Annotated in this window: 15 protein-coding genes; 11 read left to right on the top strand and 4 right to left on the bottom strand. The window is 29.8% G+C overall.

All coding sequences use genetic code 11. The annotated features are described in order from the left end of the window. The first annotated feature begins 14 nt into the window (after window positions 1-14). The 3 genes from F7018_RS03255 to F7018_RS03245 all read left to right on the top strand — a co-directional run bounded on the left by F7018_RS03255 (window position 15) and on the right by F7018_RS03245 (window position 2,009). Window positions 15-788, top strand: coding sequence for an enoyl-CoA hydratase-related protein (locus tag F7018_RS03255; RefSeq protein ID WP_150898561.1), 774 nt, complete (start codon window positions 15-17; stop codon window positions 786-788). 4 nt (window positions 789-792) lie between these two features. Then, window positions 793-1,503, top strand: coding sequence for a DUF6733 family protein (locus tag F7018_RS03250; RefSeq protein ID WP_150898560.1), 711 nt, complete (start codon window positions 793-795; stop codon window positions 1,501-1,503). 131 nt (window positions 1,504-1,634) lie between these two features. Continuing rightward, complete coding sequence (locus tag F7018_RS03245; RefSeq protein WP_150898559.1) at window positions 1,635-2,009, top strand: DUF4258 domain-containing protein; 375 nt, start codon at window positions 1,635-1,637, stop codon at window positions 2,007-2,009. Here the strand turns inward: F7018_RS03245 and F7018_RS03240 are convergent. Together F7018_RS03240 and F7018_RS03235 are read right to left on the bottom strand one after the other, a co-directional pair. Further along, entirely contained in the window at window positions 2,006-2,599 is a 594-nt protein-coding gene (locus tag F7018_RS03240; protein WP_150898558.1) for a YdeI/OmpD-associated family protein, read from the bottom strand. The genes F7018_RS03245 and F7018_RS03240 overlap by 4 nt on opposite strands. Before the next feature lie 35 nt (window positions 2,600-2,634). Then, window positions 2,635-4,833: an ATP-dependent DNA helicase RecQ gene (locus F7018_RS03235; protein ID WP_150898557.1), complete on the bottom strand. Its 2,199-nt coding sequence runs from the start codon at window positions 4,831-4,833 to the stop codon at window positions 2,635-2,637. A gap of 144 nt (window positions 4,834-4,977) precedes the next feature. Here F7018_RS03235 and F7018_RS03230 point away from each other — a divergent pair, with 144 nt between their 5' ends. From F7018_RS03230 to F7018_RS03200, 7 genes are all read left to right on the top strand, one after another. Next, window positions 4,978-5,949 (top strand): KpsF/GutQ family sugar-phosphate isomerase, encoded by a 972-nt coding sequence (locus F7018_RS03230; RefSeq protein ID WP_150898556.1) that lies wholly within the window; start codon window positions 4,978-4,980, stop codon window positions 5,947-5,949. A gap of 12 nt (window positions 5,950-5,961) precedes the next feature. Then, on the top strand, window positions 5,962-6,768 hold the full coding sequence (gene tatC, locus F7018_RS03225; RefSeq protein WP_394350027.1) for a twin-arginine translocase subunit TatC: 807 nt from the start codon (window positions 5,962-5,964) through the stop codon (window positions 6,766-6,768). After that, entirely contained in the window at window positions 6,743-7,093 is a 351-nt protein-coding gene (locus tag F7018_RS03220; RefSeq protein WP_150898554.1) for a carboxymuconolactone decarboxylase family protein, read from the top strand. The genes tatC and F7018_RS03220 overlap by 26 nt, the downstream gene beginning before the upstream one ends. A gap of 75 nt (window positions 7,094-7,168) precedes the next feature. Next, window positions 7,169-7,903 carry an LPS export ABC transporter ATP-binding protein gene (lptB, locus tag F7018_RS03215; protein WP_150898553.1) on the top strand — a complete coding sequence of 245 codons (735 nt, stop codon included), beginning with the start codon at window positions 7,169-7,171 and terminating at the stop codon, window positions 7,901-7,903. 117 nt (window positions 7,904-8,020) lie between these two features. Further along, the gene (locus F7018_RS03210) at window positions 8,021-9,301 is read left to right on the top strand and encodes an APC family permease (RefSeq protein WP_150898552.1); all 1,281 of its coding nucleotides are present in this window, start codon (window positions 8,021-8,023) and stop codon (window positions 9,299-9,301) included. A gap of 8 nt (window positions 9,302-9,309) precedes the next feature. Next, window positions 9,310-10,197, top strand: coding sequence for a mechanosensitive ion channel family protein (locus F7018_RS03205; RefSeq protein ID WP_150898551.1), 888 nt, complete (start codon window positions 9,310-9,312; stop codon window positions 10,195-10,197). Beyond that, on the top strand, window positions 10,197-11,066 hold the full coding sequence (locus tag F7018_RS03200; RefSeq protein ID WP_150898550.1) for a YihY/virulence factor BrkB family protein: 870 nt from the start codon (window positions 10,197-10,199) through the stop codon (window positions 11,064-11,066). Before F7018_RS03205 ends, F7018_RS03200 begins: the two co-directional genes overlap by 1 nt. A 7-nt stretch (window positions 11,067-11,073) precedes the next feature. On the opposite strand, the gene F7018_RS03195 is transcribed toward F7018_RS03200, so the two are convergent. After that, on the bottom strand, window positions 11,074-11,499 hold the full coding sequence (locus F7018_RS03195) for a GNAT family N-acetyltransferase (protein ID WP_150898549.1): 426 nt from the start codon (window positions 11,497-11,499) through the stop codon (window positions 11,074-11,076). Beyond that, window positions 11,499-12,239 carry a CDP-alcohol phosphatidyltransferase family protein gene (locus F7018_RS03190; protein WP_175578627.1) on the bottom strand — a complete coding sequence of 247 codons (741 nt, stop codon included), beginning with the start codon at window positions 12,237-12,239 and terminating at the stop codon, window positions 11,499-11,501. The genes F7018_RS03195 and F7018_RS03190 overlap by 1 nt, the downstream gene beginning before the upstream one ends. A gap of 102 nt (window positions 12,240-12,341) precedes the next feature. On the opposite strand from F7018_RS03190, the gene F7018_RS03185 reads away from it, so the two are divergent. Further along, entirely contained in the window at window positions 12,342-13,319 is a 978-nt protein-coding gene (locus tag F7018_RS03185; RefSeq protein WP_150898548.1) for a YheT family hydrolase, read from the top strand. The last annotated feature ends 66 nt before the right edge of the window (window positions 13,320-13,385 follow it).

Raw genomic sequence — 13,385 nt, 5'->3', positions numbered from 1 at the left:
AAATTTTTAAAAACATGAATGTACTATTTAAACAAATAGACAGGGTTCTTATTACCCAATTAAATCGTCCTAAAGCTTTAAATGCTTTGAATTCTGAGATTATGCATGAGCTTTTAATTGGATTAGAAAAATATGATTTAGACCCCAAAATAGGCTGTATTGTACTTACAGGTAACAAAGACTTTTTTTGTGCTGGTGCAGATATTAAAGAAATGAATAAAATGAATGCTTCTCAAATGATTGAAGAAGATTATTTTAACCATTGGGAGCGATTTACTAAACTAAAAACTCCAGTAATCGCGGCTGTTTCTGGTCATGCTTTTGGAGGTGGTTGTGAACTCGCTATGATGTCAGACATCTTATATGCTTCAAGCAATGCTGTATTTGGACAACCAGAAATAAAACTTGGAGTAATTCCTGGAATTGGCGGTACACAGCGACTTACTAAGCTTATAGGTAAAGCTAAAGCCATGGAAATTATTCTCACAGGTAGAGATATAACGGCAACAGAAGCTAATTCAATTGGTTTGGTTTCACAGCTATTTTCTGAAGATAATTTTATGGAATCTGTGATGAATAAAGCTCATAACATTTCAAATTATTCAAAAACAGCTTTAAAAATAGCTAAAGAAGCAATCAATCAATCATTAGAAACTGGACTTACTTCAGGAATTGTTTTTGAACGAAAATTATTCCATTCACTATTCAATACCAATGATCAACAAGAAGGAATGAATGCTTTTATAGAAAAGCGAATTCCACAATTTAATACGCCTCATAAAAACTAATAACATGAAAAAAATATATTTAATTACAGTCATAAATTTATTATTAACCTTTACTCTTTATTCGCAAGAAAAAAAAGCTAGTAAAACCACTTTTGCAATCATGCCTATACATAATAGCGGTGCAGGTTTTAACAATGTCTTTTTAGGTTCTTATGAATTAAAACCTCGAAAGAAATTAACCTTTTATAGTGTTTTTTGGGTAAACCCTTCTTTTGGAAACCAAGGAAAAGATTTATTCTTAGAAACTGGAGTGGGTTTGGGATTTGTATCCAAAAATAAAAAATGGTTTATCAATCCTAGTTTAGGTTTTGGACATGGTAAATTATTATCACAAACAGCTGGAACTAAAATAGCTGAAAGTATTATACCTAGTCTATTTTTGGTACATAACTCAGGAAGATTTGAACTTGAAGCTTATACAGCTTACTATAAAAGTTTAAGGGGTGAAGGAAATTCACAAGACTTGATGTTAAACTGGGTTATTCCAGGGTTTAAAGTAAATAAACACTTATCACTTGGTGGTTTTTATGAACATTTAGGTCAAACAAGAGTTGATAATGGAAATAAAGTAACCTTGTATCAATTCTTAGGCGGTTATATCAAAACTACTTTAGATAATGGTGTTTGGTTCCGTTTTGCCTTCGGTCCTAATATTTCCAACGATAATGTAAATGCTAACGAATTTTATAAAATACAAGCTTTTATACCTATTTAATAGGTATTGTTTGGGGAGAATGCTATTAGTAGAAAGTTAATAGCAACAAAACAGCGTAATCTGTAAAAAGATTGCGCTGTTTCATTGGGAATATTTTTTTTATCAATACTTTTGCAGCTCAAAATTAAATTATGAATTTATTAAAACGTTTTGGCTACTACCTTATAGGTTTAGCTCTTGGATCAATAGTTGTACTTTTTATTTGGAAAGGAAAAGATGTTACTTTTGATTATGGTATGGATGCACGTACTTTAAAAACTATCCGTATTAAAAAGCGCTTATTTTCAAACAGTGCTCAACAAACGTTAACAAATTCTCCTATAGACACCGCTACTATCTCCAATATTTTAAAATATGGTGATGTTAACTTTGGAAAAAGTAAACCACGTTTAAAACCTTGCGCTGAGTATTTTATTACTGGTAAAGATAGCTTAGATCACATTGATCTTTACGTTGTTAGATGTGATTCTACAGCGACTGTTAAATCAATAACTATAAATAACTAGCAGTTTTTATATTTATCATATAACCCAACTCCATTTAAAATCATTGGTATTATTTTTTCTAATCGTTTTAATTTAGTTGCTTCTCTTTTAGCTTCTGAAATATGATCAGAGAACTCTCTTTTTTTACTTAAGGTAAATTTTTCAAAGCTTTCTTTTAGCTTTTCGTCTTTATCTAATTCAGATTGTAGTTCGTCTGGTATTATTAATGGTTTTGTATTTCTCTTAGGCTTTAATTCCTTTCCTTCTTCAGAATTTTTAATAGCTTCAAGAACATAAGATTTTAACAAGTCAACATCTATTTCTTCTATCTTATAAAAGCGCCATTGACGCATTGCTTTAGTCTTTCCCTCTTGAGCATTTTCTAAAATTTTTTGATCGTCTTTTAAAAAACTCCCTTGAAAAAACCACAAACCACAATAGTTTTTAAAGGCAGACATTCCAACAATGTTTTTACCTTTATAAACATAAACTGGCGATCCCCATTTTATAGTTTCCTCTAAAGGTAACTCTATTAAAACCGAACGCAAGAGATTTAACTCTTGCGTCCAATTATTTTTATCAGTAATATATTGTACTACTTTTTCGTTCATTCTTTAACTTTACTTTTAATTAACTGATATGGCTATTAGTTAGCAATATCACTTGTAAACTTTATACGCATTAAACGTAATTCTTCATCATCATAATCTCCATCAAACTCATCTAATGCCTCTTGTATTTTATCAGTCTCTGACTCCATAAAATAATCATGAATCTCTTCTTGCTGATCTTCATCTAACAAGTCATCCACAGCATAATCAATATTCAATTTTGTTCCAGAAAATACAATAGCTTCCATTTCTTTTATAAGTTCAGCCATTTCCAATCCTTTTGATTTGGCTATATCTTCTAAAGGTAATTTTCTATCTGTATTTTGAATAATAAATAGCTTTAATCCAGAATTAACACCTGTACTTTTTACAATTAAATCGTCAGGACGCATAATATCGTTCTCTTCAACATAATTTGTAATAAGCTTTATAAAGTCTTTTCCGTACTTTTTAGCCTTACCTTCTCCTACTCCATGAACTTTTGATAATTCTTCTAAAGTAATAGGATATTTTAAAGCCATATCATCTATAGAAGGATCTTGAAATACTGCAAAAGGAGGCACTCCTAAACGCTTACCTACACTCTTACGCAAATCTTTTAGCATTTCTACTAACTTGTTATCTACGCCTCCACCAGCTGATTTGGTATTTGTTATAATAGTTCCATCATCATCTGTATCATATACATGATTCTCTGTCATCATAAATGATTCTGGATTAGCTATAAACTTTTTACCTTCTTCGGTTAGTTTTAAAACACCGTATTGCTCGATCTCTTTTCTAATTAAATCTGCAACCAACACCTGACGTATAAGAGCCATCCAATAATGATTGCTTTTATCTTTACCTACTCCAAAGAAAGGTTGTCCTGTAGTTTTGTGAGATTTTAATAGGGCATTTTCTTTACCAATAATTGTATTTACCACTTCTTTAGGCTTATACATTTCATTAGTATCTTTTATTATAGATAGTAAAGTAACTACTTCATCCTTGGCTTCGTGCTTCTTTTTAGGGTTACGCATATTGTCATCCATATCTGCTCCTTCACCGTTAACTTCATCAAATTCTTCTCCAAAATAATGAAGCAAGTACTTACGCCTATTCATTGATGTTTCTGCATACCCTACAACTTCTTGCAATAATGCATGACCAACCTCCTGTTCTGCAACTGGTTTATTAGCCATGAATTTTTCAAGCTTTTCTATGTCTTTGTATGAATAAAAAGTTAAACAGTAACCTTCTCCTCCATCTCGTCCAGCTCTACCTGTTTCTTGATAATAACTTTCTAAACTTTTAGGAATATCATGATGAATTACATAACGAACATCTGGTTTATCTATTCCCATACCAAAAGCAATAGTTGCCACAATAACATCGCAATCTTCCATCAAAAACATATCTTGATGTTTTGCTCTTGTTTTGGCGTCTAAACCTGCGTGATAAGGAAGTGCATTGATTCCATTTACTTGTAATACCTGGGCTATTTCCTCCACTTTTTTACGACTTAAACAGTAAATAATTCCTGTTTTTCCTGATCGCTGTTTAATAAAGCGAATAATATCCTTTTCAATCTCCTTTGTTTTAGGACGCACCTCATAAAACAAATTGGATCTGTTAAATGATGCTTTAAAAACATTAGCATCACTCATACCAAGGGTTTTAAGTATATCTTCTTGTACTTTTTCAGTTGCAGTAGCTGTTAAACCTATAATAGGCACATTATCTATCTGCTTAATAATAGTACGCAAATTTCTATACTCAGGCCTAAAATCGTGTCCCCATTCAGAGATACAATGTGCCTCATCAATTGCTACAAAAGAAATCTTTTGCTTTCTTAAAAAATCAACATACTCTTCTTTAATCAATGATTCTGGGGCTACATATAGTAACTTAGTTATTCCAGTCTCAATATCTGATTTTACTTGCGCAACTTCAGACTTGTTTAAAGACGAGTTTAATACATGGGCTATCCCATGATGTTCCGAAATACCTCTAATGGCATCGACTTGATTTTTCATTAATGCAATTAATGGTGAAACAACTATGGCTGTTCCATCCTTCATTAACGCTGGTAACTGATAACATAATGATTTTCCGCCCCCCGTTGGCATTATTACAAAAGTGTTTTCATTCCTTAGGATGCTATTTACTACATCCTCTTGTAGACCTTTAAATTGGTTAAAACCAAATATTTTTTTTAATGATCCATATAACTCCGACTGCTCTATATTCATCTTCTAATATCAAAAATTAAAAATGAGAACTAAACTACAAAAAAACTATTACAAATAAGAAAGAAATTTTCTTTTTATTAAAAAGTTTTTCTTCTTAAATATTCCTACTTTTACACTTTAAATTTTACTTAAAACTTTTTTAACTTGAAAGACGCAAACGCTATTCTCTCAACAGCAAAAGAAACTATACTTTTAGAAAGTAATGCTATTGCTAATTTAGCAAATTTATTAGACAGTTCATTTGTTGACGCTGTTAATTTTATCTTTAATTCTAAAGGACGAGTAATTGTTACTGGAATTGGTAAAAGTGCAAATATTGCCAATAAAATGGTTGCTACTTTTAATTCTACTGGTACTCCTGCTGTTTTTATGCATGCCGCTGATGCCATACATGGAGATTTAGGAAATGTTCAAAGAGATGATGTAGTAATTTGTATTTCTAAAAGTGGAAATACTCCTGAAATAAAGGTGTTAGTTCCTCTTATTAAAAATTCAAATAACAAAATTGTAGCCATTACTGGGAATCCTGATTCTTTTTTAGGAAAAAACGCAGATTTCTTATTGAATTCTTTTGTTGAAAAAGAAGCTTGCCCTAACAATTTAGCACCAACCACCAGTACTACTGCTCAGTTAGTATTAGGTGATGCTTTGGCTGTTTGTTTGTTAGATTTACGTGGTTTTACAAGTAGTGATTTTGCTAAATATCATCCAGGAGGAGCTTTAGGTAAACGTTTATATTTACGTGTATCAGATTTAATTAAAAACAATCTTTTACCTAAAGTTACTATTACTGATAAAATAACCAATGTTATTGTTGAAATTTCAGAAAAAAGATTAGGGGTAACTGCTGTTGTTAATAATGATAATAAATTATTAGGAATCATTACTGATGGTGACATTCGTAGAATGCTTAGTAAAACGACTAAGATAGATGAATTAACTGCAGAAGACATTATGAGTAAGAACCCAAAAACTATTAATGTTGATGCTATGGCTGTAAAAGCCCTAGAAACACTAGAAAACAATAGTATTACACAAATTTTAGTTACAGATAATGATGATAATTATGTAGGTGTGGTTCATTTACATGATTTAATTAAAGAAGGTATATTTTAAATGGCTAAAGAAATGTCTTTTTTAGACCATCTTGAAGAATTAAGATGGCATTTGGTAAGAAGTTTTGCTTCTATTTTTATAGTTGCTATAATCATATTTGTTAATATTAATTTTGTTTTTAATGAAATTTTATTAGCTCATTTAAAGCCAGACTTTGCTACCTACCAATTCTTTTGTAGAGTTTTTTCAGCTATTGGAATTGATAGTAGTTTTTGTAAAATAGAATTTGCACAAGAATTACAAGTTTTAAATCCTACTGAAGAATTAATGACAGGTATTTGGTCGTCATTAATTTTAGGTTTTGTTATTGCTTTTCCATACATCTTATGGGAATTTTGGAGATTTGTTGCTCCTGGCTTACATAGTTCAGAAAGAAAAAAGTCTAGAGGTTTTATTTTTACTTCTTCTTTTTTATTCTTTTTAGGAGTATTATTCAGTTACTATGTAATTTTACCAATGTCGGTATACTTCTTTTATAATTTTTCTATTGGAGATGCTATTGTGAAAAACTTTAAATTAGGTGCCTACATTAGTTTAATTACAAATACCTTGTTAGGTGTTGCTGTATTTTTCGAACTACCTGTAATCATCTTTTTCTTAACTAAAATAGGGTTAGTAACCCCACAGTTTTTAAGAAAATATAGAAAACATGCATTGGTTCTTGTATTAATTTTATCGGCTATCATAACACCACCAGATGTTGCTAGTCAGGTAATTGTATCAGTACCAATTATGATTTTATATGAATTAAGTATTTATGTATCTCAATTTGTTATAAAAAAACAACAAAAAAATGTCACAAAAAGTCCAAGAGTTTAACGACTATAGAGCTAAAATGAACGATAAGATTTTAGCTTCTGATAATAAAGTAATCAAGCGTATTTTTAACTTAGATACAAACGCGTACAAAGAAGGCCATTTATCTGTAAAAACTAAAGAATTATTAGGTTTAGTCGCTTCTGCAGTTTTACGTTGTGATGACTGTATAGCTTATCACCTAGAAAGTTCATATAAAAACGGTGTTTCTAAAGAAGAAATGATGGAAACAATGAGTATTGCTACATTAGTTGGTGGTACCATAGTAATTCCTCATTTGAGAAGAGCTGTTGAATTTTGGGAAGCACTAGAAGAAGAAAACAGTTAACAGATTATTAAGTCTTCTATTAGTAGTTTTACAGTACTTTCGTAAAACTATTCAGAAATAAATTAGTTATAATTAATGAAGTTAAGAGCAGATAACATACAAAAAGTTTACGGTAGTAGAAAAGTTGTAAAAGGAATATCTTTAGAGGTTGAACAAGGAGAAATTATAGGTTTACTTGGTCCAAATGGAGCTGGTAAAACCACTTCTTTTTACATGATTGTAGGTATGATAAAACCTAATGAAGGTCATATTTTCTTAGATGATGAAGAAATTACTACTGATGCTATGTATAAACGTGCTCAAAAAGGAATTGGTTATCTAGCTCAAGAAGCATCTGTTTTTAGAAAGTTGTCTGTTGAAGACAACATCTTATCTGTTTTAGAATTTACAGATAGAACAAAAGCCGAAAGAAAAGAACGTTTAGAAGAGTTAATTGATGAATTTAGCCTTGGTCACGTTCGTAAAAATAGAGGTGATTTACTTTCTGGAGGTGAGCGTCGTAGAACTGAAATAGCACGTTGTTTAGCTTCTGACCCAAAATTTATCTTGTTAGATGAACCTTTTGCTGGAGTTGATCCAATTGCCGTTGAAGATATTCAAGGTATTGTAGCTCAGCTTAAAAACAAAAACATTGGTATCTTAATTACCGATCATGATGTACAAGCAACCTTAGCTATTACTGATAGAACTTACTTAATGTATAATGGAGGTATTTTAAAAGAAGGAACACCTGAAGAACTTGCTGCTGATGAAATGGTACGTAAAGTATACCTAGGTAAAGACTTCGAATTAAAGAAGAAAAAATTTTAAAACATAATATAAAGGAGCATAATGCTCCTTTTTTTAATAAACGAAAGCTTACAATAAAGAAAATAGTAAATTACTATTTTTTATATATTTAAGTTTTTCAAACTAACACACATAATTATGTCAAAAAAAATTGGTTTAAAAGAAGCCATGTCTATTGGTATAGGTGGAATGGTAGGTGGTGGAATTTTTGCTGTTCTAGGTTTAGCAGCAGCCATGGCTAAAGGTGGAACTCCAATTTCTTTTTTAATTGCTGGACTAATTGCCTTAATTACTTCTTATAGCTATGTAAAACTTTCTCTAAAATATCCAGATCGTGGTGGAACTGTAAAATTTATTAATCAAGGATTTGGTATTAGTATTTTTAGTGGAGGAATTAATAATTTATTGTGGGTAAGCTATATTATCATGTTAGCTTTATACGCATCAGCATTTGGTTCTTATGCCCCTAACCTACTTCAATTGACTAGCGACAAAATAGTTGACTCTCATATTTATGCTACCGGAATTGTAATTTTAGCTACCGCTATAAATTATTACAGTATTGCAGTAGTAGGTAAAATTGAATCTTATGCAGTAATTATTAAACTCATAATTTTATTAAGTTTTGTGGTTGTTGGTTTGTATGGATTATTTGGTAATCCACATTTAGAGCAATTATCTCCAGAACACTGGGAGTCTCCTTTTAAATTATTAACAGCTGGTATGGTTATTTTTGTTGCCTACGAAGGTTTTGAACTTATAGCCAACGCTGCTCCTGACATTGAAAATCCTGAAAAAAATATTCCAAGAGCTTATTATTGGTCTGTTCTTTTTGTAATTTTATTATATATTATAATTGCGGCTGTGACTGTTGGGTCTTTAGCTTTTTCTGATATTGCTACTGCTCAAGATTACGTATTAGCTGAAGCTGCTAAACCTATGCTTGGTAAAATTGGATTTACAATTATTACTGTTGCTGCATTAATATCAACATTTTCTGCTATTAATGCTTCTTTATATGGTGGTACTAGAGTTAATTATGAAATTGCTGAAGATGACGAATTACCTTGTGAATTTACTCGCAAACTATGGAACCAACCTATTGGTTTGTTAATAACAGCAGTCGCTACCATTATTTTAGTAAATACTTTAAAATTAGAAAGTATTTCTACAGCAGGGAGCGTTGGATTTTTACTAATTTTTGCTGTGGTAAACTATGTTGGATTTAAATTATACAAAGAGGTAAATGGTAAAAAAATAATTCCTTTATTAGGTTTTATTCTTTGTACAGTAGCCATGATAGCTTTATTGGTTCAACATTATTCAGTAAGTAAATTGGATGTATTTATAGCTTTAGGGATTATTCTGTTTTGTTTCCTTGCCGAATTTATTTACAAGAAAACTGAACGAAAAAGATAGATTAATTAATGAACGATATTAGAAACATAAATCATTTATTAAATAAATGGCAACAATCAATTGTAGAATTTTTACCTAAGGTCTTATTGGCTTTAATAGTTCTCATTAGTTTTTATTTTGTTGCTAAGTTTTTTAGAAATTTTGGACAAAAATTTTATCCAAAAATTTTTAAATCCAAGCCTGAAGCAGTAAAAATTATTGCTTCATTCATATACTTCTTCTTCTTATTTTCAGGAGCATTTTTAGCCCTTGAAGTATTAGGTTTAGAAAGCTTATTAACTAAATTATTAGCCGGTGCAGGTATTGTTGGTATTGTTGCTGGTTTTGCTTTTAAGGATATTGCTTCCAATGCATTTGCTGGTTTTTTATTAAATGTTCAACACCCCTTTAAAATTGGCGATTGGGTTGAAATTGATAATACTTTTGGAGTTATAGAAAACATTAGTTTAATTACTACTTCTGTAAAAACAGTAACTGGACAAGAAGTATTTATTCCTAATCAATTAATTTACAACAATACATTTACCAACTACTCTACATACGGTAAAAGACGAATTGTTTTAAAAAGTGGTGTTTCTTATGGTGATGATTTAACAAAGGTAAAATCTGTAGCTCTTGATGAAGTTAATAAAATTGATAGCTTACTTAAAAATGAAACTATCGATTTTTACTATACAGATATTGGTGCTTCAACTTATAACTTTGAAGTTCGTTTTTGGATAAATTTTAAGCATCAAAAAGATTTTTTAGAAGCTAAAAGTGATATTATTATTCGCATAAAAAAACGTTTTGAAGATGAAAATATCTCAATTGCATATAATGTTACTACATTAGACTTTGATGTTAAAGGAGGGGTTAATATTTTTGACAAACCTATTCATACTAAAACACAATAATGATTGCTTTTTTTAAAAATGTTTTCAGTTACTTTTTCAATAGTAATACTTTTCAAAAAGGTGCTGCTTTGGCATATTATACAGTTTTCTCTTTGTTTCCCATTATAATAGTTATTACTTCTATACTTGGTTTAGTTTTTGGAAAACAAGCAGTTTCTGGTGAAATTTTCAACCAATTAAAAGATGTGCTAGGTAATGAAGCTTCATTACAAATTCAAGAAATTATAAAAAACCAACATACCAATCATAATTCTGTATTTACAGCACTTTTAGGTTTTGCTACACTAATATTAAGTGCTTCTGGAATGTTTAGTCAAATACACAATGCTTTTAATAGTATATGGAATATTAAAGAAAAACCTAAAAACAGTCTTATAAAATATTTTACAAAACACTTATTATCTTTTTTAATTCTTATTTCACTTTTCTTAATACTAATTATAAGTACTTCAGTAAACAGCTTCCTACTAAAACATTCTAATCATTTACAAGATAACTATTTACTTTCTTATGCTTTCGAACATGTTATATCGTTTCTAGTTACTTCTGTTATGTTCTCTATTATGTTTATGTATTTAGGAGATGCAAAAATCAAGTTAAAACCTGTAATTATAAGCGGACTGTTTACCTCTTTTTTATTTTTGATTGGTAAGTATCTAATTAGTTTTTATTTAAGTAAAAGTCATATTTCAACCACTTTTGGAGCAACCAGTATCTTAGTTTTAATAATGTTGTGGGTATATTATACATCACAAATTATTTTTCTTGGTGCTTCTTTTCTTAAGGTTTTAAGTGATAAATTGAACCTTCCTATTTTACCAAATGAAAATTCAGTAAAAATAATTCAACAAGAAATAGAACATAAATAATTAAGGCCTATTTAAGGTCTTTCTTTAAAAAAATGAATTCTTGATTTTCTTTTGGATATCCAGAAATACGTCCAAATTCTTCATAACCATTCTTTAAATAGAAATCTTCTGCTTGAAAAGAAAAAGTATCTAAAATAGCTATTGTAGCACCTAATTCTTTAGCTTTATTCTCTGCTGCTTTAAGTAATTTTGTACCTAATCCTAGCCCGCGAGTATCTTCACGCATCCAAAGAATATCGATTTTAAATCCAGCATAATAACCTATATATCCAAAAATTCCACCAATAATCTCATTTGCTTCATTTTTAGCTACTAATCTTATACTTTCATGAACTTTTTCAAGAATCCTATCGGTTTGCGAATCGTTATAAGCGTTTATTCCTTTTAAAACAATTTCACCTTCTTCTTTACTAGTACATTCAACTATTTTCATTAACCTTTGATTAAGTTATTAACCACAGAAAAAGCTACATACAAAAGAATAATTAAAGGAATTGCTACAAATTTCAATACGATTAATAATAAAACAGCAACTAATAAAAATATATACTTTAAACGATTTTCTTTAAATCCGAAAGTTTTAAATTTCAAAGCAAATAAAGGAATCTCTGCATTCATTAAATACGTTAATAATAAAGTAACTACGATTAAAAAATATTGATTCTGAATTAAATTTACAAAAAACGATTGTCCAGAAAATTCAACAATTAAAGGTAAAGCTATTACGAATAATGTCATAGCCGGTGTTGGAATACCTATAAAAGAATCTGACTGACGAGTATCAATATTAAAATTTGCTAGTCTATACCCAGCACCTAAAGTCAATAATAATCCTAAATATGGTAAATTACTTCCTGTTGCTCCATAAATGTCAATACCAAAATATGCTGCTGCATCTACATTTAAAGCTATAATTAATAATTGCAGCATTACAATACCTGGTACTACCCCACTGGTAACCATATCTGCTAAACTATCCAATTGTTTTCCTAATTCTCCTTGGACATTTAACATCCTTGCTACAAAACCATCAAAAAAATCAAAAACTATACCTGCTATCACCAAAATAGCTGTACCTACAAAATCTCCTTTAATTGCAAAAATAGTTGCAATGGTACCACATAATAAGTTTCCTAAGGTTAATAAATTTGGGATATGTTTTTTGATGCTCATAGTTTTTAATATTTATAGCGAAAATAAGAAATCATTTTATCAAGTTTTACATTTTACTTTTTTTTTGTCATATTTGTTAATAGTAGCTATAAACAGAAAAACATGCCTATCCTTCCTTCAAATTTCAACCCAAGTTTTCCTTTTAAAAGTGCACACTTCAATACGGTGTATCGTCCGTTATTTATGAAGGATACGATTAAATACTCTCGAAAAAGAATTACAACTTGGGATGCTGATTTTATTGATTTAGACTTTTCTATTATCGGTTCTAAAACATTAGCTGTATTAATTCATGGATTAGAAGGTAGTTCAGAGTCAAATTATATGATAACCAATTCAAATCATTTAAACTCTATTGGTTTCGATACTGTTTGTATGAATTTAAGAGGTTGTAGCGGAGAAGATAATTTACTATTAGCTACATATCATAGTGGTAAAACAGATGATGTAGACTTTGTAATTAAACACATCATAGCTAACTATAATTATGAAAACATCGTATTAGTTGGCTTTAGCTTAGGAGGTAATTTAACTTTAAAATACTTAGGTGAATATGATGATGTTCCATATCAAATTAAAGGAGCCGTAGCGGTATCTGTCCCTGTCGATTTAACAACTTCTCAAGCTGAATTAGGTAAATTAAAGAACAAAATTTACATGAATGAGTTTTTAAAAACTATGAAAATTAAATTATTAGAAAAATCTGAAAAATTTCCTGATTTTAAACTTAATAAAGACTTATTATTTAAAGCCACAAAGTTTCGTCATTTAGAAAAGCAATACACCGTACCTGTATTTGGTTTTGAAAGTTCTGAAGATTATTGGATAAAAGCTAGTGCTAAACCTTATATACCTCAAATAAAAGTTCCCACATTACTCATAAATGCTATGGATGATAGTTTTTTATCTAAAGAATGTTATCCTTTTGAAGAAGCCAAAAGCATGTCTAACTTTTACTTATTAACACCAACTTATGGAGGACATGTAGGTTTTATGTCTTCTTTTTCTAATGCAGAGAATAGATGGTTAGAACAAAGAATTACAGAGTTTATATCAAAAAACATAGGAATTAACATTTAAAAGAATGTTCAAAAAAAGCAAACTTTCTAATCATAAATTGTCATATTTGTATAGCTTAATTAGCTC

This window comes from Tenacibaculum aiptasiae (assembly GCF_008806755.1).
Taxonomy (GTDB): Bacteria; Bacteroidota; Bacteroidia; order Flavobacteriales; family Flavobacteriaceae; genus Polaribacter; species Polaribacter aiptasiae.
This window is presented reverse-complemented; position numbering and strand designations above follow the sequence as displayed.